At 69.7% G+C, this 23,671-nt stretch carries 23 protein-coding genes and 1 pseudogene; 13 read left to right on the top strand and 11 right to left on the bottom strand.

Going from position 1 to position 23,671, the window contains the following annotated elements; genetic code table 11:
- Positions 1-146: 146 nt before the first annotated feature.
- From AB0C75_RS13205 to AB0C75_RS13195, 3 genes are all read right to left on the bottom strand, one after another.
- Positions 147-1,604, bottom strand: coding sequence for a DUF2637 domain-containing protein (locus AB0C75_RS13205; RefSeq protein ID WP_362890058.1), 1,458 nt, complete (start codon positions 1,602-1,604; stop codon positions 147-149).
- Between the two features lie 182 nt (positions 1,605-1,786).
- Positions 1,787-2,587, bottom strand: coding sequence for a DUF3558 domain-containing protein (locus AB0C75_RS13200; protein ID WP_362890056.1), 801 nt, complete (start codon positions 2,585-2,587; stop codon positions 1,787-1,789).
- 185 nt (positions 2,588-2,772) lie between these two features.
- Positions 2,773-3,591, bottom strand: a complete 819-nt coding sequence (locus tag AB0C75_RS13195) for a DUF3558 domain-containing protein (RefSeq protein WP_362890054.1) — start codon at positions 3,589-3,591, stop codon at positions 2,773-2,775.
- Between the two features lie 172 nt (positions 3,592-3,763).
- Between AB0C75_RS13195 and AB0C75_RS13190 the strand changes: the two genes are divergently transcribed.
- Positions 3,764-4,957: an RtcB family protein gene (locus AB0C75_RS13190; protein ID WP_362890052.1), complete on the top strand. Its 1,194-nt coding sequence runs from the start codon at positions 3,764-3,766 to the stop codon at positions 4,955-4,957.
- A gap of 60 nt (positions 4,958-5,017) precedes the next feature.
- On the opposite strand, the gene AB0C75_RS13185 is transcribed toward AB0C75_RS13190, so the two are convergent.
- Positions 5,018-5,776, bottom strand: coding sequence for an SDR family oxidoreductase (locus AB0C75_RS13185; protein WP_362890050.1), 759 nt, complete (start codon positions 5,774-5,776; stop codon positions 5,018-5,020).
- Between the two features lie 62 nt (positions 5,777-5,838).
- On the bottom strand, positions 5,839-6,594 hold the full coding sequence (locus tag AB0C75_RS13180; RefSeq protein ID WP_362890048.1) for a Mut7-C RNAse domain-containing protein: 756 nt from the start codon (positions 6,592-6,594) through the stop codon (positions 5,839-5,841).
- Positions 6,595-6,651: 57 nt separating this feature from the next.
- Here AB0C75_RS13180 and AB0C75_RS13175 point away from each other — a divergent pair.
- Positions 6,652-6,753 (top strand): annotated as a pseudogene (locus AB0C75_RS13175) (TIGR03086 family protein); the annotation flags it as partial.
- A 107-nt stretch (positions 6,754-6,860) separates the two neighbouring features.
- Here AB0C75_RS13175 and AB0C75_RS13170 read toward each other — a convergent pair.
- Complete coding sequence (locus tag AB0C75_RS13170; protein WP_362890046.1) at positions 6,861-7,271, bottom strand: MerR family transcriptional regulator; 411 nt, start codon at positions 7,269-7,271, stop codon at positions 6,861-6,863.
- A 153-nt stretch (positions 7,272-7,424) separates the two neighbouring features.
- On the opposite strand from AB0C75_RS13170, the gene AB0C75_RS13165 reads away from it, so the two are divergent.
- Positions 7,425-8,927, top strand: coding sequence for a SulP family inorganic anion transporter (locus AB0C75_RS13165; protein ID WP_362890044.1), 1,503 nt, complete (start codon positions 7,425-7,427; stop codon positions 8,925-8,927).
- 51 nt (positions 8,928-8,978) lie between these two features.
- Here AB0C75_RS13165 and AB0C75_RS13160 read toward each other — a convergent pair whose 3' ends face one another.
- Entirely contained in the window at positions 8,979-9,578 is a 600-nt protein-coding gene (locus AB0C75_RS13160) for a hypothetical protein (RefSeq protein ID WP_362890042.1), read from the bottom strand.
- Between the two features lie 294 nt (positions 9,579-9,872).
- Between AB0C75_RS13160 and hemL the strand changes: the two genes are divergently transcribed.
- The 7 genes from hemL (at position 9,873) to ccsB (ending at position 17,565) form a co-directional block, all read left to right on the top strand.
- Positions 9,873-11,180, top strand: a complete 1,308-nt coding sequence (gene hemL, locus AB0C75_RS13155) for a glutamate-1-semialdehyde 2,1-aminomutase (protein WP_362890040.1) — start codon at positions 9,873-9,875, stop codon at positions 11,178-11,180.
- On the top strand, positions 11,177-11,875 hold the full coding sequence (locus AB0C75_RS13150; protein WP_362890038.1) for a histidine phosphatase family protein: 699 nt from the start codon (positions 11,177-11,179) through the stop codon (positions 11,873-11,875). The genes hemL and AB0C75_RS13150 overlap by 4 nt, the downstream gene beginning before the upstream one ends.
- Positions 11,876-12,084: 209 nt before the next feature.
- Positions 12,085-13,341, top strand: a complete 1,257-nt coding sequence (locus AB0C75_RS13145; protein WP_362890036.1) for a hypothetical protein — start codon at positions 12,085-12,087, stop codon at positions 13,339-13,341.
- 67 nt (positions 13,342-13,408) lie between these two features.
- Positions 13,409-14,008, top strand: coding sequence for a TlpA disulfide reductase family protein (locus AB0C75_RS13140; protein WP_362890034.1), 600 nt, complete (start codon positions 13,409-13,411; stop codon positions 14,006-14,008).
- A 4-nt stretch (positions 14,009-14,012) separates the two neighbouring features.
- Positions 14,013-14,777 (top strand): cytochrome c biogenesis protein CcdA, encoded by a 765-nt coding sequence (locus AB0C75_RS13135; protein WP_362890031.1) that lies wholly within the window; start codon positions 14,013-14,015, stop codon positions 14,775-14,777.
- A 5-nt stretch (positions 14,778-14,782) separates the two neighbouring features.
- Entirely contained in the window at positions 14,783-16,489 is a 1,707-nt protein-coding gene (locus tag AB0C75_RS13130; RefSeq protein ID WP_362890029.1) for a cytochrome c biogenesis protein ResB, read from the top strand.
- Positions 16,486-17,565 carry a c-type cytochrome biogenesis protein CcsB gene (ccsB, locus tag AB0C75_RS13125; RefSeq protein ID WP_362890027.1) on the top strand — a complete coding sequence of 360 codons (1,080 nt, stop codon included), beginning with the start codon at positions 16,486-16,488 and terminating at the stop codon, positions 17,563-17,565. Before AB0C75_RS13130 ends, ccsB begins: the two co-directional genes overlap by 4 nt.
- 63 nt (positions 17,566-17,628) lie before the next feature.
- On the opposite strand, the gene AB0C75_RS13120 is transcribed toward ccsB, so the two are convergent.
- Positions 17,629-18,954, bottom strand: a complete 1,326-nt coding sequence (locus AB0C75_RS13120; RefSeq protein WP_362890025.1) for an aldehyde dehydrogenase family protein — start codon at positions 18,952-18,954, stop codon at positions 17,629-17,631.
- Positions 18,951-19,646, bottom strand: a complete 696-nt coding sequence (locus tag AB0C75_RS13115) for a type 1 glutamine amidotransferase domain-containing protein (RefSeq protein WP_362890022.1) — start codon at positions 19,644-19,646, stop codon at positions 18,951-18,953. The genes AB0C75_RS13120 and AB0C75_RS13115 overlap by 4 nt, the downstream gene beginning before the upstream one ends.
- 84 nt (positions 19,647-19,730) lie before the next feature.
- Between AB0C75_RS13115 and AB0C75_RS13110 the strand changes: the two genes are divergently transcribed.
- Positions 19,731-20,171, top strand: a complete 441-nt coding sequence (locus tag AB0C75_RS13110) for a MarR family transcriptional regulator (protein WP_362890020.1) — start codon at positions 19,731-19,733, stop codon at positions 20,169-20,171.
- Between the two features lie 23 nt (positions 20,172-20,194).
- On the opposite strand, the gene AB0C75_RS13105 is transcribed toward AB0C75_RS13110, so the two are convergent.
- A complete protein-coding gene (locus AB0C75_RS13105) occupies positions 20,195-20,503 on the bottom strand; it encodes a PLD nuclease N-terminal domain-containing protein (protein WP_362890018.1) in 309 nt (102 codons plus the stop codon).
- Between the two features lie 89 nt (positions 20,504-20,592).
- On the opposite strand from AB0C75_RS13105, the gene AB0C75_RS13100 reads away from it, so the two are divergent.
- Together AB0C75_RS13100 and mqnP are read left to right on the top strand one after the other, a co-directional pair.
- Positions 20,593-22,050, top strand: a complete 1,458-nt coding sequence (locus tag AB0C75_RS13100) for a menaquinone biosynthesis decarboxylase (protein ID WP_362890016.1) — start codon at positions 20,593-20,595, stop codon at positions 22,048-22,050.
- Between the two features lie 97 nt (positions 22,051-22,147).
- The gene (mqnP, locus tag AB0C75_RS13095) at positions 22,148-23,053 is read left to right on the top strand and encodes a menaquinone biosynthesis prenyltransferase MqnP (RefSeq protein ID WP_362890014.1); all 906 of its coding nucleotides are present in this window, start codon (positions 22,148-22,150) and stop codon (positions 23,051-23,053) included.
- Here mqnP and AB0C75_RS13090 read toward each other — a convergent pair.
- Complete coding sequence (locus AB0C75_RS13090) at positions 23,043-23,648, bottom strand: rhomboid family intramembrane serine protease (protein WP_362890012.1); 606 nt, start codon at positions 23,646-23,648, stop codon at positions 23,043-23,045. The two genes, mqnP and AB0C75_RS13090, sit on opposite strands and share 11 nt — an antisense overlap.
- Positions 23,649-23,671: the final 23 nt, after the last annotated feature.

Genomic DNA, 23,671 nt, shown 5'->3' with positions numbered 1-23,671 from the left:
GCCCGTCTCGGCGGGACTGTCTGCCCTGGCATCGCGGGGTGGGCGGCTGTGAGTGGTAGCTGCCGGTGCAGCTGGCTACCCCCCGGGGGGGGGGGGGGGGGGGCGGCCCCCCCCCCCCCCCGCCCCTCCTCCTCTCTCAAGCTCTTTCAGGCGATGTGGTCCGCGGCCATCTCGCTGTCGAAGCGCTGCTTGAAGCCGGGCAGCAGCCGACGGAGCAGCGCGGCGCTGCGCGGATGGCGGACGTTGTGACCGTCCGAGAGGTGTATGTCGAGCACCTCGGCGCTCGGGTAGTCCTGGTGCTGATGCGTGTACGCGGTGAACACGTCGTACGCGATCTCGCTGAACTCGATCTCCGCCTCGGCCCACTCGGCCGGGTCGCCCTCCTGCGGAGCGGGGCCGCCCTGCTGCTCGGGTTCCTGCTCCTCCTCCTGCTGCGGCTGCGGCTGCGGCTGCTCCTGCTCCGGTTCCGCCGCGCGGGGGTGCGGGAAGGTGCCGGCCGTGCCGACATTGCCGAGCGGGCGGGTCCGCCCCGGGCCCGAGGGGATCATCACGGGGGCGGGGTCCAGGCCCTCGTCGTACGTCGGGTCGTACGCGCCCTCGTACGCCTCGTCCGGCACCTTCGGGGCGGCGAACCAGGGACTGTCGTGCGAGCCGGGGCCCTCCTGGGGGTACTGCTCCTGCTCGAACTGCTCGAACTGCTCGTGCTGCTCCTGCGTGAACTGCTGCCGGCCGGAGCGGTCCAGCCGGTCCGACGGGCCGTACTGCTCATGCTGCGGCTCCGGCTGCTGCTGCCCCTGCCGGTACCCCTGCTGTGTCTGTTCCTGCGTCTGTTCCTGCGTCTGCTCCTGTGGGGCGTAAGGGAGCTGGGGCTGCTGCTCGCTCTGCACGTCTGCCGGAGCCGGCGGAAGCAGAGCCGGCTCGATGCCCGCGGCGGCGAGGCCGGCCGGGGCGGTCTCGGCGAGCGGGACGCCGAACTTCGCAAGCCGCAGCGGCATCATCGACTCCACGGGTGCCTTGCGGCGCCAGCTGCGGCCGAAGCGGGCCTGGAGGCGGGCCTGGTAGATCAGCCGGTCCTGTTCGAGCCTGATCACCTGCTCGTAACTGCGCAGCTCCCACAGCTTCATCCGGCGCCACAGCTTGAAGGTGGGGACGGGGGAGAGCAGCCACCGGGTGAGGCGGACGCCCTCCATGTGCTTGTCGGCCGTGATGTCCGCGATCCGGCCCACCGCGTGCCGTGCGGCCTCGACGGCGACGACGAACAGGATGGGGATCACCGCGTGCATGCCGGTGCCCAGCGGGTCGGGCCAGGCGGCGGCGCCGTTGAAGGCGATCGTCGCCGCGGTCAGCAGCCAGGCGGTCTGACGCAGGAGCGGGAAGGGTATGCGCATCCAGGTCAGCAGCAGGTCCAGCGCGAGCAGGACACAGATGCCGGCGTCGATGCCGATCGGGAAGACGTTCGAGAACTCGCCGAAGCCCTTCTCCTCCGCGAGGTCGCGGACGGCGGTGTACGAGCCCGCGAAGCCGATCGCGGCGATGAGCACGGCGCCGGCGACGACGACCCCGATGAGTACGCGGTGTGTGCGTGTCAGCTGCATTGCGGCCACCCGCGATCCCCTCCCGACTTCGATGAACCGGCCTTCACTTCGGCATCCGGCGCGGGCACAGCCTGGCACATGCGGGGCTGGAGTGTTGCGTGGGGAGGGGCCGAAGCCCGGCACTCGCGGGAGTGCCGGGCTTCGTCAAGACGCCCCTGGGCAGGGGAGTCGGCGTTCCGTCCAGGCTCAGGTCACGACTTGTCGTCGGCCTTCTCGGAGGCCTTCGCTGACGCCTTCCCGGTGGACTTGGCGGACTTGGAGGGCGACGCGGACGGGGACGACGACTTCCCCGCGCTGTCGCCGACCGAGGCGACGGCCTCCGTTGCGGCCTTCTGGGCGCCCTTGAGGATGGTGGCGGCGGAGGGCGACTTGGCGCCGGCGAAGCCGGCCCCGTTGTAGGTGACGCTCACGACGACGTTGCCCGTGCGGGCCACGACCGTCGCGTACTCGAAGTCCTCGTCGGACTTGCTGAGGGCGTACGTGACGGAGGTGGCCTGCTCACCGAGGCCGGAGACGGGCTTGGCCGAGACCTTCTTCGCCTTCTCCGTCGCCTGCGTCTTGGAGACCTGCTTGGTGTACTCGTCCGTCGCGCGCTTCGCACCGCTGCCCAGGGCCTGGTCCGAGGGGAAGCGGGTGAAGCCGACGTCGAGCCAGCGGTACTGCGAGCCCTTGACGCCGTTGTCGTCCAGGCCGTTCCAGGAGCAGCCGCCGCGGCTCGCGGTGTCGCTCGACTTGCCCGGGGTGCCGCCCTTGGTCTTGGCCTTCGGGACCAGGTCCGCGATCGACTTCTTGGCGATCGAGTCGCAGGCGTCGGGCAGCTCGGTGAACTTCGCGGGCTCGACGGCCTTCTCGGACTTCTCCGCGCTCGCGGAGGCCGAGGAGTCGGAACCCTTCGTGTCGCCGGAGTCCGACGAGCAGCCGGCGACGACGAGCATCACCGGAACGGCGGCGCAGGCGAGTATGCGGGACAGTCGCGGGGCTGATCGGTGCATGGTTCCTTCACTCGGACGGCACGGCGGTCTCGGTCGTGCGGGTGGTCGGGCGGTACGTCGGGCTACGTCGGCCGGGGCCTACGTCGGTCGGGGGCCACGGTACGACGGACGGCGACCGGATGCCGCCTTCGGCCGGATGGCCCCGGGCGGCGCCGGGCACCGGCCCGGGGCCGCCCGGCGGCCGGTCAGTCGTTGAGTGCCTCGTCCAGTTTCCGCGCCAGGGCCTGGGCCTTCTCCTGAAGTTCCTTGCTGTCGGGAACCTCGGTGACGCTGTCCGGCTGCGCGGTGTAGTGGACGGACACGATGACGTTCGATGTGCGGAATACCACGCTCACGGTGCGGTGCCGTGCGGTGGAACCTGCCCGGGTGAGCGAATCATCCAGAAACGCCGCATCCCCGAGCCCGTCCAGCAGCCGCGGCCGGAGGTCGTACTCGGGATCGGTGTCGGTGCCGCTGTCTGACGGGTCGGCGGAGGGTGTGTGGGACGCCTTGCCGTCCGGGGAGCCGGACGGTGTGCTGCCGCTCGAAGCGGAGGACGATGCGCCGGTGGTCCCGCTGGGTGTGACGCCGGCCGAAGTGGGGAGGTCGGCGGCGTCCTCCTTCTTCGCGTACACCTCACGGGCGCCGGCGTCGTCACTCACCGCGGGGTCGTACGAGACGACGCGCTCGAAGTCGATGGACAGATTCCGGGTGGAGTCCGGGCCGTCCGACTTCCAGCGGCAGCCGACCTTGCGGTCGGTGTCGTAGGTGACGGTGGCCGTGCCCTCGTACACCTTGTCCTGCTGCTCATCGGACAGGTCGGCGGCGCCGGGCAGCAGGTCCTTGAGCGTGGAGCGGGGCACGGCGCGGCAGGACTCGGGCAGCGTCTTGTACTTCCCGGGAGGCGCGGCCGTGACCGTCGGGCTGCCGGGCTTGCTGTCGGCGTCGGGGTCGCCGGCGTCGGAGCCGGCGCTGCAGCCGGCGACGAGCGCTGCGAGAAGCGCGACGCCGGGTACGTACGCCATGTGTCGCACGGTCCCAGGCTCCCTTCGGTACGAAAACGGGTTGCCGCGCGATGGCGGCCGATGGACACAATGTGTATCGCACGCGCTGCTGTGAATGCCGGTCGGCCGACCTGTATGCCGACCTCGGCACCGGTTTTGCGCTTTGAGTCTTTTTCGGGGGAATCGAGGAGTTATGTCATATGTAGAGGTACCGGGTGCGCAGGTTCCCATCCGTATGTGGGCGGATCCGGCGTCCGTCGAGGACGGCGCGATGCAGCAGCTGCGGAACGTGTCCACGCTGCCCTGGATCAAGGGCCTCGCGGTCATGCCGGACGTCCACTACGGCAAGGGTGCGACGGTCGGCTCGGTGATCGCGATGCACGGTGCGGTCTGCCCGGCCGCGGTGGGCGTGGACATCGGCTGCGGGATGTCGGCGGTGAAGACGTCGCTGACGGCCAACGACCTGCCGGGAGACCTCTCGCGGCTCAGGTCCAAGATCGAGCAGGCGATCCCGGTGGGCCGGGGGATGCATGCCGACACGGTCGACCCGGGCCGGCTCCACGGCTTCCCCACCAGTGGCTGGGACGACTTCTGGTCGCGGTTCGACGGGATCGCCGAAGCGGTCAAATTCCGTCAGGAGCGTGCCACGAAGCAGATGGGAACGCTCGGAAGTGGAAACCACTTCATCGAGTTCTGTCTCGACGAGGCCGGGGCGGTGTGGCTGATGCTGCACTCCGGCTCCCGGAACATCGGCAAGGAGCTCGCCGACTTCCATATCGGCCAGGCCCAGAAGCTGCCGCACAACCAGGGCCTCATCGACCGTGACCTGGCGGTCTTCGTCGCGGACACCCCGCAGATGGCGGCGTACCGCAACGACCTCTTCTGGGCCCAGGAGTACGCCAAGTACAACCGATCGATCATGATGGGCCTCTTCCAGGACGTGGTCCGGAAGGAGTTCAAGAAGGCCAGGGTCACGTTCGAGCCGGTCATCTCCTGCCACCACAACTACGTGGCGGAGGAGCGGTACGAAGGCATGGACCTGCTGGTCACCCGGAAGGGCGCGATCCGTGCGGGCTCGGGGGAGTTCGGGATCATTCCCGGCTCCATGGGGACCGGCTCGTACATCGTGAAGGGCCTCGGGAACACGAAGTCCTTCAACTCCGCCTCGCACGGAGCGGGCCGGCGGATGAGCAGGAACGCGGCCAAGCGGAAGTTCTCCACGCAGGATCTGGAGGACCAGACGCGGGGTGTGGAGTGCCGCAAGGACTCCGGGGTGGTGGACGAGATCCCGGGCGCGTACAAGCCGATCGAGCAGGTCATCGACCAGCAGCGGGACCTGGTCGAGGTCGTCGCGAAGCTCAAGCAGGTCGTCTGCGTGAAGGGCTGAGAAAGGGGCCGGCCGGCTTTCCGCCGGCCCCTTTCCGCGTGCCTGGGCCGCCGTGGGACGTCACGGGGTGCGGTGGACCTTGGAGTTGGAGGCCTGGGCGCGGGGGCGGACCACCAGGAGGTCGATGTTGACGTGGCTGGGGCGGGTGACGGCCCAGTTGATCGTGTCGGCCACGTCGTCGGCGGAGAGCGGGGCGTCGACGCCCGCGTAGACCTTGGCGGCCTTCTCGGCGTCGCCCCGGAAGCGGGTGGTGGCGAACTCCTCGGTCTTGACCATGCCGGGCGCGATCTCGATCACCCTGACCGGGGTACCGACGATCTCCAGCCGCAGGGTCTCCGCCAGCACGTGCTCGCCGTGCTTGGCCGCGACGTAACCGGCACCACCCTCGTAGGTGGAGAGGCCGGCCGTCGAGGAGAGGATCACGACGGTGCCGTCCCCGCTCGCCGTGAGGGCGGGGAGCAGGGCCTGGGTGACGTTGAGCGTGCCGATGACGTTGGTCTCGTACATCTGGCGCCAGTCGGCGGGGTCGCCCGTAGCGACGGGGTCGGCGCCCAGCGCTCCGCCGGCGTTGTTGACCAGGACCGCCAGGGACCGGAACGCCGTGGCGAACTCGTCGACCGCCGCACGGTCGGTGACGTCCAGGGCGTATGCCGTCGCCTGGTGGCCCGCTTCGGTGAGCTCGGCGGCGAGTGCCTCGATGCGGTCCTTGCGGCGCGCGGTGAGCACCACGCGGTAGCCGGAGGCGGCCAGCTGCCTGGCGGTCGCGGCGCCGATGCCGCTGCTCGCGCCGGTGATGACGGCGATGGGGGTGGCGGCCATGTCGAACTCCTCGGGCAGCTGATCGGTACCTGGCCAGGATAGGCGGGGCCCCGGGCAGGGGTTCAGCGGTCGCGGCCCGGAGGCCGGCCGTCCGGCCCGCCGAATTCGCGCACGGCGTCCGCCACGACGGCCTCCAGACGGGAGTGGTGGGCGCCCCGCCAGTACACCCGGCCGCAGACCGTGCACTGGGCGAACACGTCGTAGGACGCCTGGGTGCCCTGTTCGAGACGGTCGCTCACGGAGTCCTTGTCCGCGTCCGCGAGCTCTCCGTTGCAGGCGGTGCAGCGGGTCCACGGCGCGAGCACGGGGGCGAAACGGCCGAGGACGTCACGGAGCTGTTCCTCGGGCCGGTCGCTGTAGACGTACGCGCCCGCCCAGATCTCCCTGCGCCGCAGCAGCCCCCGGTCGCGGGAGAGCAGGACGCGCCGCTGCTCCGCCGAGCGGGTGGCGAGCGCCGGGTCGCCGATGTCCTCGCTCTCGTACGCGGCGTCCACGCCCAGGAGGCGCAACCGCCGGGCGAGGGTGCCCAGATGGACGTCGAGCAGGAAACGCAGCGGCGCACCCGGGACCTGCTGGGGGCGGCGCACCGCCCGCACCTCGATCAGTTCGCCCGCTCCGGGGATGTGGGACACGGGCACGGGGCGGCCGTCGGCCAGGAGCTGCCCGGCCTCGGTGAGCGGGACGCCGATGGACTCCACGACGTGCCCGAGGGTGGAGAAGCCGTCCGTGGTGAGCGCCGTGGGCCCACCGCGCCGGCCGTGGGCGACGAAGAGCCGTAGTTCCGGGGCTACTTCGAGGGTGATCTCGGGTCCGTTCACCTGGTCAGGATGCCACCGGGGGACGGCCTGGGGCGGAGCCCCGCCAGGTCCAGCCGCCAGTCGTTGAAGGTGTTCGGCGAGCCGTTCCCCGTGGCCCCAGGGGCCCCGGCCTTCGACCGGGTGCTGGCCATGACGGGCCGCGACCCCGGCTGGCGCCCGCCGGGACACCGGCCAGGGGGCGTCGCGTGGCGGCCCCGTACCAGGGTCACGCCTGCGGCGGCTCCGGCCCCCGGTCGCGTCACGCCTGCGGCGGCTCCGGCCCCCGGTCACGCCTCCGGCTGCCCGTCCCGGTCCAGGCGGGTGCGCAGGGTCCCGGCGAACTCCTCGGCCCGCGCCAGCTGGACCCGCAGCTTCGCGACCTGCTCGGCGGCGGCCCGCTCGTAGGCGCGGACCCGCTCCAGGAGTGCGTCGCGCTCGTCCGGCGCCGGCTCCCCGCCGGCGTCGAGGCGGGCGACCACGTCCAGCAGGTCCCGCATCTCGTCCAGGGTGAAGCCGAGGGGCTTCATCCGGCGGATGACCATCAGCCGGGCCACATCCACCTCGGTGTACAGCCGGAACCCGCCACGCGAACGGGCCGATGGCACCACGAGCCCGGACTCCTCGTAGTGCCGGATCGTGCGCAGCGACAGCTCGGTACGCGCGGCGACCTCGCCGATCTGCATGTGCTCGCTGCTCACGGTGCCCCTGTGCCTCTCGACTCCCGCCGTGGCCACAATGGGACGGCGTCTCCATCTCTACCCTAACGTTAGGGTAGAGTTGCTCGGCGCCCCGCGGGGAGCGCGCACCCGCCCATACTTCCGCAACGACAGGTCACGCCTCCCTTGCCCCTCTTGCCCTCATCCGTACTGTCCCCGGCCGGCCTGCTGCGCGACCACCGGCCCTCCTGGCTGTCCCCGAAGGTCTTCCGCACCGAGGTGCTGGCGGGTCTCGTCGTGGGGCTGGCGCTGATTCCCGAGGCGATCTCGTTCTCGATCATCGCCGGGGTCGACCCGGCGGTCGGTCTGTTCGCCGCCTTCACGATGGCCGTCGTCATCTCCGTCGTCGGCGGCAGGCCCGCGATGATCTCCGCGGCGACGGGCGCGGTCGCGCTCGTCATCGCCCCGCTCAACAGGGAGCACGGGTTCGGGTATCTGATCGCGGGAGTCATCCTGGGCGGGGTCTTCCAGGTCGTACTCGGCGCGCTCGGCGTCGCCAGGCTGATGCGGTTCGTGCCCCGCAGCGTGATGGTCGGCTTCGTCAACGCGCTGGCCATCCTGGTCTTCATGGGCCAGGTCCCCGAGCTGAGCGATGTCCCCTGGCCGGTGTATCCGCTGGTCATCGGCGGGCTGGTCCTGATGGTGCTCTTCCCGAGGATCACCAGGGCGGTGCCCGCCCCGCTGGTCTCCATCGTCATCCTCACCGCGATCACCGTCGCCGCGGGCATCGCCGTACCGACCGTCGGCGACAAGGGCGAGCTGCCCTCGTCGCTGCCGGTGCCCGGTCTGCCTGACGTGCCCTTCACGCTGGACACCCTGACGACCGTCGCCCCCTACGCGCTGGCCATGGCGCTGGTCGGTCTGATGGAGTCGCTGATGACGGCCAAGCTGGTCGACGAGATCACCGACACCCAGTCGAGCAAGACCCGTGAGTCGGTCGGCCAGGGCATCGCCAACATCGTCACCGGCTTCCTGGGCGGCATGGGCGGCTGCGCCATGATCGGCCAGACCATGATCAACGTGAAGGTGTCCGGCGCCCGCACCCGGCTGTCCACGTTCCTCGCGGGCGTCTTCCTGATGGTGCTGTGCATCGCGTTCGGGCCGCTCGTCTCCCGTATCCCGATGGCGGCGCTCGTCGCCGTCATGGTCATGGTCTGCTTCGCGACCTTCGACTGGCACTCCGTCGCACCCGGGACCCTGCGGCGGATGCCCGCGGGGGAGATCGTGGTCATGGTGATCACGGTGGTCTGTGTCGTCGCCACCGAGAACCTCGCCGTCGGCGTGGTCGTCGGCTCGGTCACCGCCATGGTCATCTTCGCCAGGAGGGTCGCCCACCTCGCCGACGTCACCTCGGTCACGGACCCGGACGGCGGCCGGGTGATCTACTCCGTCTTCGGTGAGCTCTTCTTCGCCTCGTCCAACGACCTGGTCGGACGGTTCGACTACGCCGCCGACCCTCCGGTGGTGGTCATCGATCTGACCGCGGCGCACATCTGGGACGCCTCGGCGGTCGCGACGCTGGACGCCATCACCACGAAGTACGAACAGCGCGGCAAGAGCGTGGAGATCATCGGCCTCGACGAACGGAGCGCCGACCTCCACGGCTCCCTGACCGGCCGGCTCGCCGGGAGCAGCTGAACCGTCCGGCGCCTCGGCCGGCCGGTGCGCGGCGGGACCCCGGCTGCCGCGTCAGGGCCACACCAGGCAGTACGCCTGGTGGCCCGCGTCGTGCAGCCGGTAGGAGAAGTCCTGCCACTCGTGCAGCAGTTGGTAGACGTTGAACGCGTCGCGGGGGCCGCCACGGTCCGGGACCGTGGACCAGATGAAGGCCGCGGCGCCGACGGATTCCTCGCCGACGTCCCGCAGCGGGTCGACCACCGTCATCGGCAGCTTGACCACCGCGTAGTCGGGATGGAGCACGACGAGCTCCAGCGGGGGGACCTTGTACAGGGGTATGCCCTGTATGCCGGTGAGGACCATGGCCGCCACCGTCTCGGGCTTGATCTTGCTGAACATGCCGCCCATGCCCAGCTCGTCGCCGCCGAGCTCCTCGGGGCGCATGGAAATGGGCACGCGTGCGGCGGTGGCCCCGTCAGGGGCACCGAAGTATTTGTAGGTCACCCCCACCCGTCCACTGCTCCTGCTCCCTGAACCGTCGGTCCCTGAACCGTCGGCCTCGGCCGCCCGCGCGTTCCGCGCGCGCTCGGCCTCGCGCCGGTGCCGCCCTCGCCGGGCAGGCTCGGGCCCCAGGTCGTCGGTCCCTTCGCCCACTCCGCCACCGCGATGCATATCTCATCCACCCGACTACTTCTTAGGAGACACAGCCCCGCCGCGCAACCCGATCATCGTCAGTGACCTCCCCCACGGACGTGCGGTGAAACACCTGTCCGCAAGACCGTCGACGCCTCTGACACCATGGCATGTGTGAGCTTTCCCCATGACGCCCCAGTTTCGCAGACGCGAGGAGACTGACGCCCTTTCGTTGTACGAGCCTCATACGGGGAGAGCGCGCTCCCCGCTCACCGGCGGCCGGGAATCCCGGCAGGCCCCCCCCCGAACTCCGAATCGCAGATCAGGACCAAAGTGGCGTATTCATACGAAGCCCCAGTTTCGCAGACGCTTTTCGACCGGGCGTCCCTCGTGACGCCCGGAGGCGTGAACTCCCCCGTGCGTGCCTTCCGGGCCGTGGGCGGTACGCCCCGGTTCATGGTGTCCGGTACGGGTCCGTACCTCACCGACGCCGACGGCCGTGAGTATGTCGACCTCGTGTGTTCGTGGGGGCCGATGATCCTCGGCCACGCGCACCCCGAGGTCACCGCCGCCGTCCAGGACGCGGTGGCCCGGGGTACCTCCTTCGGTACGCCGGGTGAGGGCGAGGTCGCGCTCGCCGAGGAGATCGTCGCCCGGATCGAGCCCGTGGAGCAGGTGCGGCTGGTGTCGTCCGGCACCGAGGCGACCATGTCCGCGATCCGGCTCGCCCGTGGATTCACCGGACGCGCCAAGGTCGTGAAGTTCGCCGGGTGCTACCACGGGCACGTCGACGCGCTGCTGGCCGCGGCCGGCTCCGGTGTCGCCACCTTCGGGCTGCCCGACACGCCCGGCGTGACCGGCGCCCAGGCGGGCGACACGATCGTGCTGCCGTACAACGACCTGGACGCCGTGCGCGCCGTGTTCGCCGCGCAGCCGGGCGAGATCGCCTGCGTGATCACCGAGGCGTCGCCGGGCAACATGGGCGTCGTGCCCCCCGGGGAAGGCTTCAACGCCGGGCTCAAGGAGATCTGCGCGGCCGACGGGGCGCTGTACATCTCCGACGAGGTGATGACGGGCTTCCGTACGTCCAAGGCCGGCTGGTACGGCATCGACGGCGTGCGGCCCGACCTGATGACCTTCGGCAAGGTCATGGGCGGCGGCTTCCCGGCCGCGGCCTTCGGCGGCCGCGCCGACGTGATGGCGCACCTGGCCCCCGCGGGCCCCGTCTACCAGGCCGGCACCCTCTCCGGGAACCCGGTCGCCACCGCCGCGGGCCTCGCCCAGCTGCGACTGCTGGACGACGCGGCGTATGCGAAGGTCGACGCCGTCTCCGCCGAGCTGCGCTCGCTGGTCGGCGAGGCGTTCACCAAGGAGGGCGTCGCGCACACGGTGTCGGCGGCGAGCAACATGTTCTCCGTCTTCTTCACCGACGAGCCGGTCCGCGACTACGAGGGCGCGAAGAAGCAGGAGGCCTTCCGCTTCACCGCGTTCTTCCACTCGATGCTGGAGCAGGGCGTGTACCTGCCGCCGTCCGCCTTCGAGTCCTGGTTCGTCTCGACCGCCCACGACGCGCGGGCGCTCGAACGGATCGCCGAGGCGCTGCCCGCCGCCGCCCGCGCCGCTTCGGAGGCCGCCGCATGAGCGGGACCGGCGGGAACACGGAGAAGGACATCACCGTCGTCCATCTGATGCGCCACGGTGAGGTGCACAACCCGGACGGCGTGCTCTACGGCCGCCGGGCCGGCTACAGCCTGTCCGACCTCGGCCGCAGGATGGCCGACCGGGTCGCCGAGCACCTGGAGAAGCGCGACATCACCCATGTCGTGGCCTCCCCGCTGGAGCGCGCCCAGGAGACCGCGGCGCCGATCGCCACGTCGCACGGCCTCGACCTGGCCACCGACGGGCGTCTCATCGAGGCCGCCAACGCCTTCGAGGGCAAGACCTTCGGGGTCGGCGACGGCGCGCTGCGCAAGCCGGCGAACTGGAAGCACCTCACCAACCCCTTCAAGCCGTCCTGGGGCGAGCCGTACGTCGAGCAGGTCGTGCGGATGATGGGCGCCCTGGACGCGGCGCGTGACGCGGCCCGTGGGCACGAGGCGGTCTGCGTCAGCCACCAGCTGCCGATCTGGATCGTACGGAGCTTCGTGGAGCGGCGCAGGCTGTGGCATGACCCGCGCAAGCGGCAGTGCACCCTGGCATCGCTGACGACCTTCACCTATCAGGGCGACGAGATCGTGTCCGTCGGATACACCGAGCCCGCCCGGGATCTGGTGCCCGCGCACCTCCTCGCGGGTGCGAAGCCGGTCAAGGGGAAGTCGAAGGCGTTCGGGGCGTAGGGCGGCCCGCAGGCTCCCGCAAGGCAGCCTCCTGGCGCCCCGGCCTGCCCGTGCTGACCGTCGGGTTGTGGGCCATGTGCAGCATCTGCAAGGGTCCGTTCACGTGACAACTTTTGTGATTATCGGCGGAACCACCGTGTTGGTTTCCTCATCTAAGCCATTGCCAGTTTGTATGGTCTTGAGGTAATACGACCGTAGATGGGGACGCTATGCGTGAAATCAACCGAAGAGGCCTCCTCGGGGCCGGGCTCGGAGCCGCAGCCGCACTCTCGTTGGCCGGCTGTGGCTCCGACGGGTCATCCAACGACGGCCCGTCGGGGCCCGAGAAGGGCTCGAAAGGCAACAAAGGAAAGCCGGGGGACGGCGCCGGCTCCTCCGGGAAACAGGTCAGGCTGATCGGTGACGGCTCCACGGCCGACACCGGAAAACAGCCGAATCAGCCCGCCGCCCCCGTTCCGCTCGAACCCGGCCAGAAGCCGCCGCAGTTCGTGATCTTCTCCTGGGACGGCGCGGGTGAGGTCGGCAACGGGCTCTTCCCGCGTTTCCTCGAACTCGCCAAGGAACATGACGCGGGGATGACCTTCTTCCTCTCCGGCCTCTATGTGCTGCCCGAGTCGAAGAAGTCCCTCTACCGTCCGCCCAACAACCCCAGGGGCGCCTCGGACATCGGTTATCTCAACGATGACCACCTCAAGCAGACCCTGAAGTACGTCCGCCAGGCCTGGCTCGACGGACACGAGATCGGCACCCACTTCAACGGGCATTTCTGCGGCGGTTCCGGATCGGTCGGCAACTGGACGGCCGAGCAATGGCAGAGCGAGATCGACCAGGCGGTGTCCTTCGTCACCGAATGGAAGACCAACACCGGGTGGAACGATCTCGAACCGCTGCCGTTCGACTACAGGAAGGAACTGGTCGGCGGCCGTACGCCCTGTCTGCTCGGCCAGGACAATCTCCTGCCCACCGCCAAGCAGCTCGGCTGGCGTTACGACGCGAGCTCGCCCGGCGGCACCCAGATGTGGCCCGAGAAGCGTCAGGGCGTCTGGGACCTTCCGCTTCAGGGGATTCCGTTCCCCGGCCACACCTTCGAAGTCCTCTCCATGGACTACAACATTCTCGCCAACCAGTCGCAGAACTCCACCAACGGCATGCCGTCGCGCTATCCGGGATGGCGCACCCAGGCCACCGACTCGTACATCGCCGGATTCAAGCGTGCCTACGAGACGAACCGCGCGCCCTTCTATATCGGCAACCACTTCGAGGAGTGGAACGGCGGCATCTATATGGATGCCGTGGAGGACGCGCTCAAACACATCGCCGGGAAGCCGGATGTGCGCCTCGTCTCCTTCCGGCAGTTCGTCGACTGGCTCGACGTCCAGGACCCGGCGGTGCTCACGAAGCTGCGTTCCCTTCAGGTGGGACAGGCGCCCGAAGGCGGCTGGAACACCTTCTTTAAGCAGGCCTGACAAGGGGCTTTACGGGCATCGAGGGGGGTGCCCAAGATCCCCGGAACTGCCATGCGAAACTTTTCACATGAGCTCTGGCCGTGCACCCCGACGCCGCTCCACCCTGCTCGCCGCCACCGCTGTGGCCGGTGTCATCACCCTGTCCGCCTGCGGTGGCGGGCAGGCGGGCGGCGGCGGCAACACGAACTTCGTCACCGGCAGCGGTGGGATCTCCACCGTCGCCAAGGGCGAACGCACGGACGCGCCGAAGCTCGACGGCAAGACCCTCGAAGGCAAGGCCCTCGACGTCGCCGACTACAAGGGCAAGGTCGTCGTCCTGAACTTCTGGGGATCATGGTGCGGCCCCTGCCGGGCCGAGGCCAAGCACTTCGCCAAGGTGGCGAAGCAGACCGAGGACGAGGGTGTCCAGTTCGTCGGCGTCAACACCAGAGACCCCAAGAAGTCCCTGGCGGTCAGCTTCGAGAAGGACTTCGGGGTCACCTACCCGAGCCTCTACGACCCGACGGGGAAGCTGCTCCTGCGTTTCCCGAAGGGCACGCTGAATCCGCAGGCCATCCCGTCGACCGTCGTCATCGACCGGGACGGGAAGCTCGCCGCCCGCACCCTCGTTGCCCTCGACGCGGAGAAGCTGCGGAAGATGATCGACCCGTTGATCGCGGAGAAGTGACGCCGTGCTCCAACTGGCCGCGGTAACCGGTGTCAACGACACCGTCTTCAACGGCGCCCTGCTGGTGGCTCTGCCCGTCGCCCTGCTCGGCGGCCTCGTCTCCTTCTTCTCGCCGTGCGTCCTGCCCCTCGTACCGGGCTACCTGAGCTACGTCACCGGCGTCAGCGGTACCGACCTGGCCCAGGGCCGGCGGGGCAGAACCGTGACGGGTGCCTCCCTCTTCGTGCTCGGCTTCACCGTCGTCTTCGTCTCCGGCGGGGCTCTCTTCGGCTACTTCGGCCAGACCCTCCAGGAGTACAGCGGCCCCCTGTCCAAGGTCCTGGGCGTGCTGATGATCCTGATGGGCGTCTTCTTCATGGGCCTGATGCCCTGGCTGACGCAGCGCGAATTCCGCATCCACAAGCGGCCGGTCACCGGACTGGCGGGCGCACCTCTGCTCGGCGCGCTCTTCGGGATCGGCTGGACGCCGTGCCTCGGCCCGACGCTCTCCGCCGTCAGCATGCTCGCCGTCGACCAGGGGACCGCCGGCCGCGGAGCGGTGCTTTCCGTGGCGTACTGCATCGGGCTCGGCGTCCCGTTCGTCCTGGCGGCCATCGCCTTCCGCAAGGCACTCGGAGCGTTCGGCTGGGTCAAGCGCCACTACGCATGGGTCATGCGGATCGGCGGCGGCATGATGATCGTGACCGGAGTGCTCCTGCTGACGGGTGCGTGGGACGCGCTCATGCAGGAGATGCGAGTCTGGTCCGACGGCTTCACTGTGGGGATCTGAGTTTGATGAGCAACACGAACACCACGGACGAGCGCGACCTCGGCCAGGCCGGGGAGCAGCTCTCCACCGCCCCGCGGGAAGAGTCCGCCGCGTCCGTACCGGCGATGGGCGTCATCGGCTGGGCCCGCTGGTTCTGGCGGCAGCTCACCTCGATGCGGGTCGCGCTGATCCTGCTCTTCCTGCTGTCGCTCGGCGCCATCCCCGGCTCGCTGATCCCGCAGAACAGCGTGGACGAACTGAAGGTGCAGACCTTCAAGGACGCCCACACCACGGTCAGCCCGGTCTACGAGAAGCTCCAGTTCTTCGACGTCTACAGCTCGGTGTGGTTCTCCGCGATCTACATCCTGCTGTTCATCTCGCTGATCGGCTGCATCGTCCCGCGCACCGGGCAGTTCGTCGGACAGCTGCGCGGACGGCCGCCCGGCGCACCGAAGAAGCTGACCCGGCTGCCCGCGTACACCACCTGGCGCACCGACGCCGAGCCCGAGCAGGTCCATGAGGCCTCGCTCGCCATCCTGCGCAAGCGGCGCTTCCGCGCGCACATGGCCGGTGACGCGGTGTCCGCGGAGAAGGGCTATCTGCGCGAGACCGGGAACCTGCTGTTCCATATCGCGCTGATCGTCATGCTGACGGCGTTCGCCGGCGGGCAGCTCTTCAAGTCCGAGGGCGGCAAGCTCGTCGTCGAGGGCGACGGGTTCGCCAACACGATCACCCAGTACGACGACTTCAAGTCCGGCTCGCTCTTCGACACCGACGACCTCACCCCCTTCAGCTTCGACCTGCGGGACTTCGTCGGCACGTACGAGCGCAGCGGCCCCCAGCGCGGCACCCCCCGGACCTACGAGGCCAGGGTGACGTACGCCGAGGGCGCGGACGGGAAGACGAAGAAGAAGGTCATCGAGGTCAACAAGCCGCTCGTCGTCGACGGCACGAAGGTCTACCTCAACGCCCACGGCTACGCCCCGGTCATCTCGGTCAAGGACGGCAGCGGCAAGGAGGTCTACAAGAGCTCGGTGCCGCTGCTCCCCATCGACAACAACGTCACATCGACCGGTGCGATCAAGGTGATGGACGGCTACAAGGACAAGAACGGCAAGCGGAGCCAGCTCGGCTTCCAGGCGTTCTTCGTACCGACGTTCGCCGGCAGCGGCCAGGGGACGATGTTCTCGCAGTACCCCGGCCTCGACTACCCGGTCCTCGCGCTCAACGGCTACTACGGCAGCCTGGGCGTCGACTCGGGACTCCCGCAGAACGTCTACCAGCTCGACACGTCCAAGATGAAGGAATTCAAGGACAGCAACGGGGACCAGCTGAAGAAGCGGCTGCGCCCCGGCGAGACCATGAAGCTCCCCGACGGCGCCGGCTCGATCACCTTCGAGAGCATCGAGGAGTGGGCCAGCTTCCAGATCTCGCGCCAGCCCGCGAGCGGCTGGGCGCTCACCGGCGCCGTCGCCGCCGTCATCGGGCTCGCCGGTTCGCTCTTCATCCAGCGCCGCCGGGTGTGGGTGCGGGCCGTACGGGGAACGGACGGCGTCACCGTCGTCGAGATGGCGGGCCTCGGCCGCAGCGAGTCCGCGAAGCTTCCCGAGGAGCTGACCGCCCTCGCGGGCGCTCTCCACACCGTGGCACCGACCGCACCCGTGCCCGACTCCGAGCCCGAGACCGAGCCCGGACAACCTGCCGAAGCACCTGCCGAAGGGGCTGAGAAGTGAATCTCGCCGCCGCAACGAACGAGAACCTGGCGAACGCCAGCAACACGCTGATCTATTCGTCGATGGCCGTCTACACCCTGGCCTTCTTCGCGCACATCGCCGAGTGGGTGTTCGGCAGCCGCAGCAAGGTCGGCCGCACGGCCGCCGCGCTGAACGACTCGGCCGCCGCCGGTTCGACGGAGCAGGCCCGGGTCGCGCAGGGCGGCGGCACCACGGTGCTGGAACGCCCCAAGGTCGTGACCCGGTCCGCCGCCGGCACCCGTGACGTCCCCGACGGCCCCGGAGCGGCGGGCGGCACCTTCAAGGGCGACCTGTGGGGGCGGATCGCGGTCTCCCTGACCGTCCTGGCCTTCGCCGTCCAGGCGGGCGGCGTCGTCGCACGCGCCCTGTCGGTGCAGCGGGCCCCCTGGGGCAACATGTACGAGTTCTCGATCACCTTCTCCACGGTGGCGGTCGGCGCGTACCTCGTCCTGCTCGCACTGAAGAAGAACGTCCGCTGGATCGGCCTGATCCTGGTCACCGTGGTCCTGCTGGACCTCGGCATCGCGACCACGACGCTCTACACCGACAGCGACCAGCTGGTGCCCGCCCTGCACTCCTACTGGCTGTGGATCCACGTCTCCACCGCCATCATCTGCGGCGCCGTCTTCTTCCTCGGCGCCGTCGGCACCCTGCTCTACCTCTTCCGCGACAGCTACGAGAACAAGGTCGCCGGCGGTGGGACGCCCGGGAGGTTCGCCACCTCGGTCATGGATCGGCTGCCCGCGGCGAAGACCCTGGACACCTTCTCGTACCGCATCAACGCCGCCGTCTTCCCGCTGTGGACGTTCACGATCATCGCGGGCGCGATCTGGGCGGGCGACGCCTGGGGCCGCTACTGGGGCTGGGACCCCAAGGAGGTCTGGTCCTTCATCACCTGGGTCGCGTACGCCGCCTACCTGCACGCCCGCGCGACGGCCGGCTGGAAGGGCCGCAAGGCCGCCTACCTGGCGCTCGTCGCCTTCGGCTGCTGGCTCTTCAACTACTACGGCGTGAACATCTTCGTCACCGGCAAGCACTCCTACGCCGGAGTCTGACCGGCACATACGTGAGGGCGCGACCGCTTCGGTGCGGTCGCGCCCTCCCGGCATGTACGGGCTTCAGCCCAGCGGGGTGTCCAGGACCGCCTTGCGGTGACTGAACGTCTCCAGGGAGTAGCGGCCGTGGTAGTTGCCCATGCCGCTCTCGCCGACCCCGCCGAACGGCAGGTCCGAGACGGTCAGATGGGCCAGCGGCAGGCCGATACCGACTCCGCCCGACGAGGTCTCGGTCAGCAGCCGCCTCCGTACGGCGGCGGACCGCGTGAACGCGTACAGCGCCAGCGGCTTGTCCCGGTCGTTGATGAAGCCGATGGCCTCGTCGAGGCCGTCCACGGTGAGGATCGGCAGGACCGGTCCGAAGATCTCCTCCCGCATCACGGGGGAGTCCGGGGAGACATCGGCCAGCACCGTCGGCGCGATGTACTTCGTGTCCCGGTCGTGGGCGCCGCCCGTCACCGTACGCCCGGAGTCCAGCAGGCCCACCAGCCGGTCGAAGTGCCGCTCGTTGACGATCCTGCCGTACTCGGGACTGGTGGAGGCGTCCTGCCCGAACAGCCCCTCGACCGCCTCCGCGAGGGCGTTCGCCAGGGCCGGCGCGGTCTCCGGGTCGGTCAGGACGTAGTCGGGGGCGACACACGTCTGGCCGGTGTTCAGGAACTTCCCCGAGGCGAGACGGGCGGCCACCGTCTTCAGGTCGGTGCCTCGGTCGACGAACACGGGCGACTTGCCGCCCAGTTCGAGCGTCACCGGCGTGAGGTGCTTCGCGGCGGCGGCCATCACGATGCGGCCGACCGTGCCGTTGCCGGTGTAGAAGATGTGGTCGAAGTGCTCGGCGAGCAGCGCGGTGGTCTCCGGGACCCCGCCCTCCACCACGGCGAGCGTGTCGGCGTCCAGATACTCCGGCAGCAGCCGGGCGAGGGCCGCCGAGGTGGCGGGCGCCAGCTCGCTGGGCTTCGCGACGACGGTGTTGCCGGCCGCGAGCGCGCCGGCCACCGGGGCGAGCAGCAGCTGCACCGGATAGTTCCAGGGCGCGATGACGAGCACGACACCGAGCGGGTCCTGCACGGTCAGGGCGCTCGCCCCGGCCAGGACCTCGGGTACGGGGGCGGGCTCGGGCTCCAGCCAGCCCGCGAGGCGTTCCAGGGTGTGGTCGATCTCGCGGACCGTGAAGTCGATCTCGGTGCGGTATGACTCCTTACGGCTCTTGCCGAGGTCGGCCCGCAGCGCGTCGGCCAGCTCGTCGCCGCGCTGGGTGAGCAGGGCGCGCAGCCGCGTCAGCCGCTCCGTGCGCCAGGAGAGATCCCTGGTGCGGCCGGTCCTGAAGGCGGCGCGGAGCCGGGCGACGATCTCTGCGGGGGTCTCCGGCGTGGTCCCGGCGGCGCTCACAGGGCCGCCACGATCTCGCGGGCCAGCTGTTCGGAGGAGCCGGGGTTCTGACCGGTGTGCAGAGTGCGGTCGTGCACGGTGTGCGACGACCACGGTTCGGCGGCGGCGTACTCGGCGCCGAGCTCGACGAGACGGTCCTCGAGCAGCCAGGGCGCCTTGTCTGCCAGGCCGCCCTGGGTCTCCTCGGCGTTGCTGAAGCCGGTCATGCGATAGCCGGCGAACGGCCAGCTGCCGTCCTCGCGCCTGGCCGGCAGCAGGGCCGCGGGGGCGTGGCACAGCACGGCGACCTGGGTGCCGGAGTCAAGCGCCGAGGTGAGCAGCCGTCCGGACGCCTCGTTGACGGCCAGGTCCTCCATGGGGCCGTGGCCGCCCGGGTAGAAGACGACGTCGTAGGAGGTGGGCACGGTGTCCTCCAGCCGTGCGGGGATGCGGAGCGTCTCGTCGATGGCGGCGAGGTACGAGGCCACGGCGTCGGCCTGGTCCTGGCCGCCGTTGTACTCGGCGGTGAGGCTGGCAGGGTCCACGGTGGGGGCGACCCCGCCGGGGGTGGCGAAGGCGATGTCGAAGCCTGCCTGGGTGAAGACACGGTGCGGGGTGGCGAGTTCCTCGGCCCAGAAGCCGGTGGGATGGGTGGTGCCGTCGTTGAGGGTCCAGTGGTCGGCACCGGTGAGGACGAAGAGTACGGAGGGCATGGTGTGCTCCCTGCGAGAACCTGAAGCTTGATATCCTCAAGCAATACTGTTCATGTAACGGTACCGAACGAAGGATGACCGACCATGGCGACGGAACCGGCACCCCGCGCCGTCCCTACTCCGGACGAACTGCTGGAACCCCTCGCCGTCGTGGTCCGCGGGCATCACGACGACCTCACCGCCGTCGCGGGCCGGCACGGTCTCAGCACCTCCCAGGCCCGTGCGCTGATCGCTCTTCATGAGCCCATGCCCATGAGCGCGCTGGCCGGTCATCTGGTGTGCGACGCGTCCAACGCGACCGGGCTCATCAGCCGCATGGAGGCCCGTGGCCTGGTGACACGCACCCCGGCGCCCGACGACCGCCGCTCCAAGGTGGCCGCCCGTACGGAGGAGGGCACCGAGCTGGCGCACCGGATCCGCGCCGAGATGCGCGTGGTGCACGGCGCCCTGGAGGCACTCACCGCCCAGGAACGCGCCGCCCTGCTGCCCCTGCTCGACCGGCTGGGGCGACTGCTGTCCTCGTGAGCTCAGGGCGCGGCGGGGTGAGCTCAGGGCGCGGCGGGACCGTCGCCCTTGCCGGGCTCCTTCTTGTCCTCGTCCTTCAGTGACCTCAGGAAGTCCGGGTTGTCGTCGGGCGCCACCCAGGTGGTGCGGCGGCCGAATCCACCGCCCGGCACGGCGCGCACCTTGCCGGCGACCAGCCAGACGACCGGCCCGACCACCCAGAACAGCAGGATGATGAAGACCCAGGCGATCTTCGGCAGGTGCTTCGTCTCTTTCTCGGGCGTGTTCAGGCAGTCGATGAAGGCGAAGATCGTCAGCGCCAGCGGCAGGATGTAGATCAGGGCCCTGAGCATCGTGGAAGATCCCCCGAAGTGAGGTGACGAGGCGCATGGACAGCCCCCGGTGATGGGCCCAGGGTAGCGGGTGTCCGATACTTGACCTTATGGCTTACGACGATCTTCGCTCCTTGCTCCGGGCTCTGGAGCGCGAGGGTGACCTCAAGCGCATCAAGGCCGAGGTCGACCCGTATCTGGAGGTCGGCGAGATCGTCGACCGGGTGAACAAGGCGGGCGGGCCCGCCCTGCTGTTCGAGAACGTCAAGGGGGCGTCCATGCCCCTGGCCATGAACGTCTTCGGGACCGACCGGCGGCTGCTCAAGGCACTCGGGCTGAAGTCCTATGCCGAGATCAGCGACCGGATCGGCGGCCTGCTCAAGCCGGAGCTGCCGCAGGGCTTCGTCGGGATCCGCGAGGCCTTCGGGAAGCTCGGCTCGGTGACGCACCTGCCGCCGAAGAAGGTGAAGTCCGACAGCGCGCCCGTCCAGGAGGTCGTCCTCACCGGCGACGACGTGGACCTGGAGCAGCTGCCCGCGCTCTTCACCTGGCCCGAGGACGGCGGCTCCTTCTTCAACCTGGGCCTCACCCACACCAAGGACCCCGAGACGGGGATCCGGAACCTCGGGCTCTACCGGCTCCAGCGTCATGACAAGCGCACCATCGGGATGCACTGGCAGATCCACAAGGACAGCCGCAACCACTACCAGGTCGCGGCCAAGCGCGGTGAGAAGCTGCCCGTCGCCATCGCGTTCGGCGCGCCGCCCGCGGTCACGTACGCCTCCACGGCGCCGCTGCCCGGGGACATCGACGAGTACCTCTTCGCCGGCTTCGTCCAGGGCAAGCGGATCGAGATGGTCGACTGCAAGACCGTCCCGCTCCAGGTGCCGGCGCAGGCCGAGGTCGTCATCGAGGGATGGCTGGAGCCGGGCGAGATGCTGCCCGAGGGTCCGTTCGGTGACCACACCGGCTTCTACACCCCGCAGGAGCCCTTCCCCGCGCTGAAGATCGACTGTGTGACGATGCGGAAGCGTCCGCTGCTCCAGTCGATCGTCGTCGGCCGGCCGCCCACCGAGGACGGTCCGCTGGGGCGGGCCACCGAGCGGTTCTTCCTGCCGCTGCTCAAGATCATCGTTCCGGACATCGTGGACTACCACCTGCCGGAGTCGGGCGGCTTCCACAACTGCGCGATCGTCTCGATCGACAAGAAGTACCCGAAGCACGCCCAGAAGGTGATGAGTGCCGTCTGGGGTGCCCACATGATGTCGCTGACGAAGCTGATCGTGGTCGTGGACTCCGACTGCGACGTCCACGATCTGCACGAGGTCTCCTGGCGGGCGCTGGGCAACACGGACTACGCCCGCGACCTCACCGTCGTCGAGGGCCCGGTCGACCATCTCGACCATGCCTCCTACCAGCAGTTCTGGGGCGGCAAGGCGGGGATCGACGCGACGAGGAAGTGGCCCGAGGAGGGTTACACCCGGGACGGCGGCTGGCCTGCCATGGTCGAGTCCGACCCGGAGACATCCGATCGGGTGACGCGACGATGGAAGGAATATGGACTGTGACAGTCAGGGCGATACTGGATGAAGGAGCAGCGGCGGCGGGTATTCTCCGCAGCCGCGGAGGTGAGCCGGTCGACCGCTGCTGGAACGGGTGGGGCCTGTGAGCGCCTCAGCCGCCGCTGTGCCGCAGTCGCGCAGCAAGCCCCGCGCGTTCCTGCGGCTGGTGATGATCGAGCACTCGGTCTTCGCCCTGCCCTTCGCCTACATCGCCGCGCTGACCGCGATGTTCCGGCTGGACGGCACGTTCCACTGGGGCAGGCTGCTGCTCGTGACCGTGGCGATGGTCGGGCTGCGTACGTTCGCGATGGCCGCCAACCGGATCATCGACCGGGAGATCGACGCCCGTAATCCGCGCACGGAGGGCCGGGAGCTGGTGACCGGCGCGGTCACGGTGAAGTCGGCGTGGACCGGCGCGATCGTGGCGGTCGTCGTTTTCCTGGGCGCCGCGGCCCTGCTGAACCCGCTGTGTCTGGCGCTGGCGCCGGTCGCGGTCGTGCCGATGGTCGTCTATCCGTACGGCAAGAGGTTCACGAACTTCCCGCACGCGATCCTGGGTCTCGCCCAGGCCATCGGGCCGATCGGCGCCTGGCTGGCGGTGACCGGGAGCTGGTCGTGGGAGGCGGTGATCCTGGGGCTGGCCGTCGGCATCTGGATCGGCGGTTTCGACCTGATCTTCGCCTGCCAGGACGTCCGGGCCGACCGGGCGCACGGGGTGCTCTCCTTCCCCGCGCGCTTCGGGATCCCGGCCGCGCTGTGGGGCGCGCGGGTCTGCCATGTGGTGACGACCGGCCTCCTTGTGTGGTTCGGACTGGCGACGGACGCGGGGCTCTTCTACTGGATCGGCATGGTGATCGTCGCCGTGGCCTTCGTGTACGAGCACCGGGTCGTGCGGCCGCACGACCTGTCGCGGCTGAACCGGGCCTTCTTCTCGGTCAACGGCTTCATCGGTATCGCGCTCTTCGCCTGTGCGCTGCTCGATCTCCTGGTGCGGGGCCTCACACCGTGACGTAGGGCCCCGGCTCCTGCGGACGGCGGGGACGGCGGAAGGCGAACGCCGCCGCCACCCCGCCTGTCAGGCCGAAGAGATGGCCCTGCCAGCTGATGCCGGAGTCCGTCGGCAGCACGCCCCAGAGCAGGGAGCCGTAGACCGCGGCGATGATCACGCCGACGACGATGTCCAACGGGCGCCGGTCCACGAAGCCGCGGACCAGCAGATAGCCGAAGAGACCGAAGACCACACCGGACGCGCCGAGCGTCACGGTGTTCGGCGGTGCGGTGAGCCAGACGCCGAGGCCGGCTGTCACGATCACGACGAGCACCACGGCGGCGAACCTGCGTATCCCGCCGAGCGCTGCGATGAAGCCGAGGACCAGCAGCGGGACGCTGTTGGACGCGACATGGTCCCAGCCGCTGTGCAGGAACGCGGACGGCACGATGTCGGCCAGCTCGGCGGGATCGCGGGGGCTGACGCCATGGCTGTCCAGCGAATGGCCCGTCGCCACGTCGATGCCTTCCAGCAGCCACAGCAGCGCGATCCAGGCGACCATGACCGCGCCGGCCGTGACGGCCCGTGCGGTGGCGGTCGGATGCGTGCCCGTCATGGTCACCCCCTGTCCATGGCTGT

It is taken from the genome of Streptomyces sp. NPDC048565 (assembly GCF_040650935.1).
In the GTDB taxonomy this organism is placed as follows: domain Bacteria; phylum Actinomycetota; class Actinomycetes; order Streptomycetales; family Streptomycetaceae; genus Streptomyces.
The sequence above is the reverse complement of the archived record's forward strand: the minus strand, read 5'-3'. Positions and strand labels throughout refer to the sequence as shown.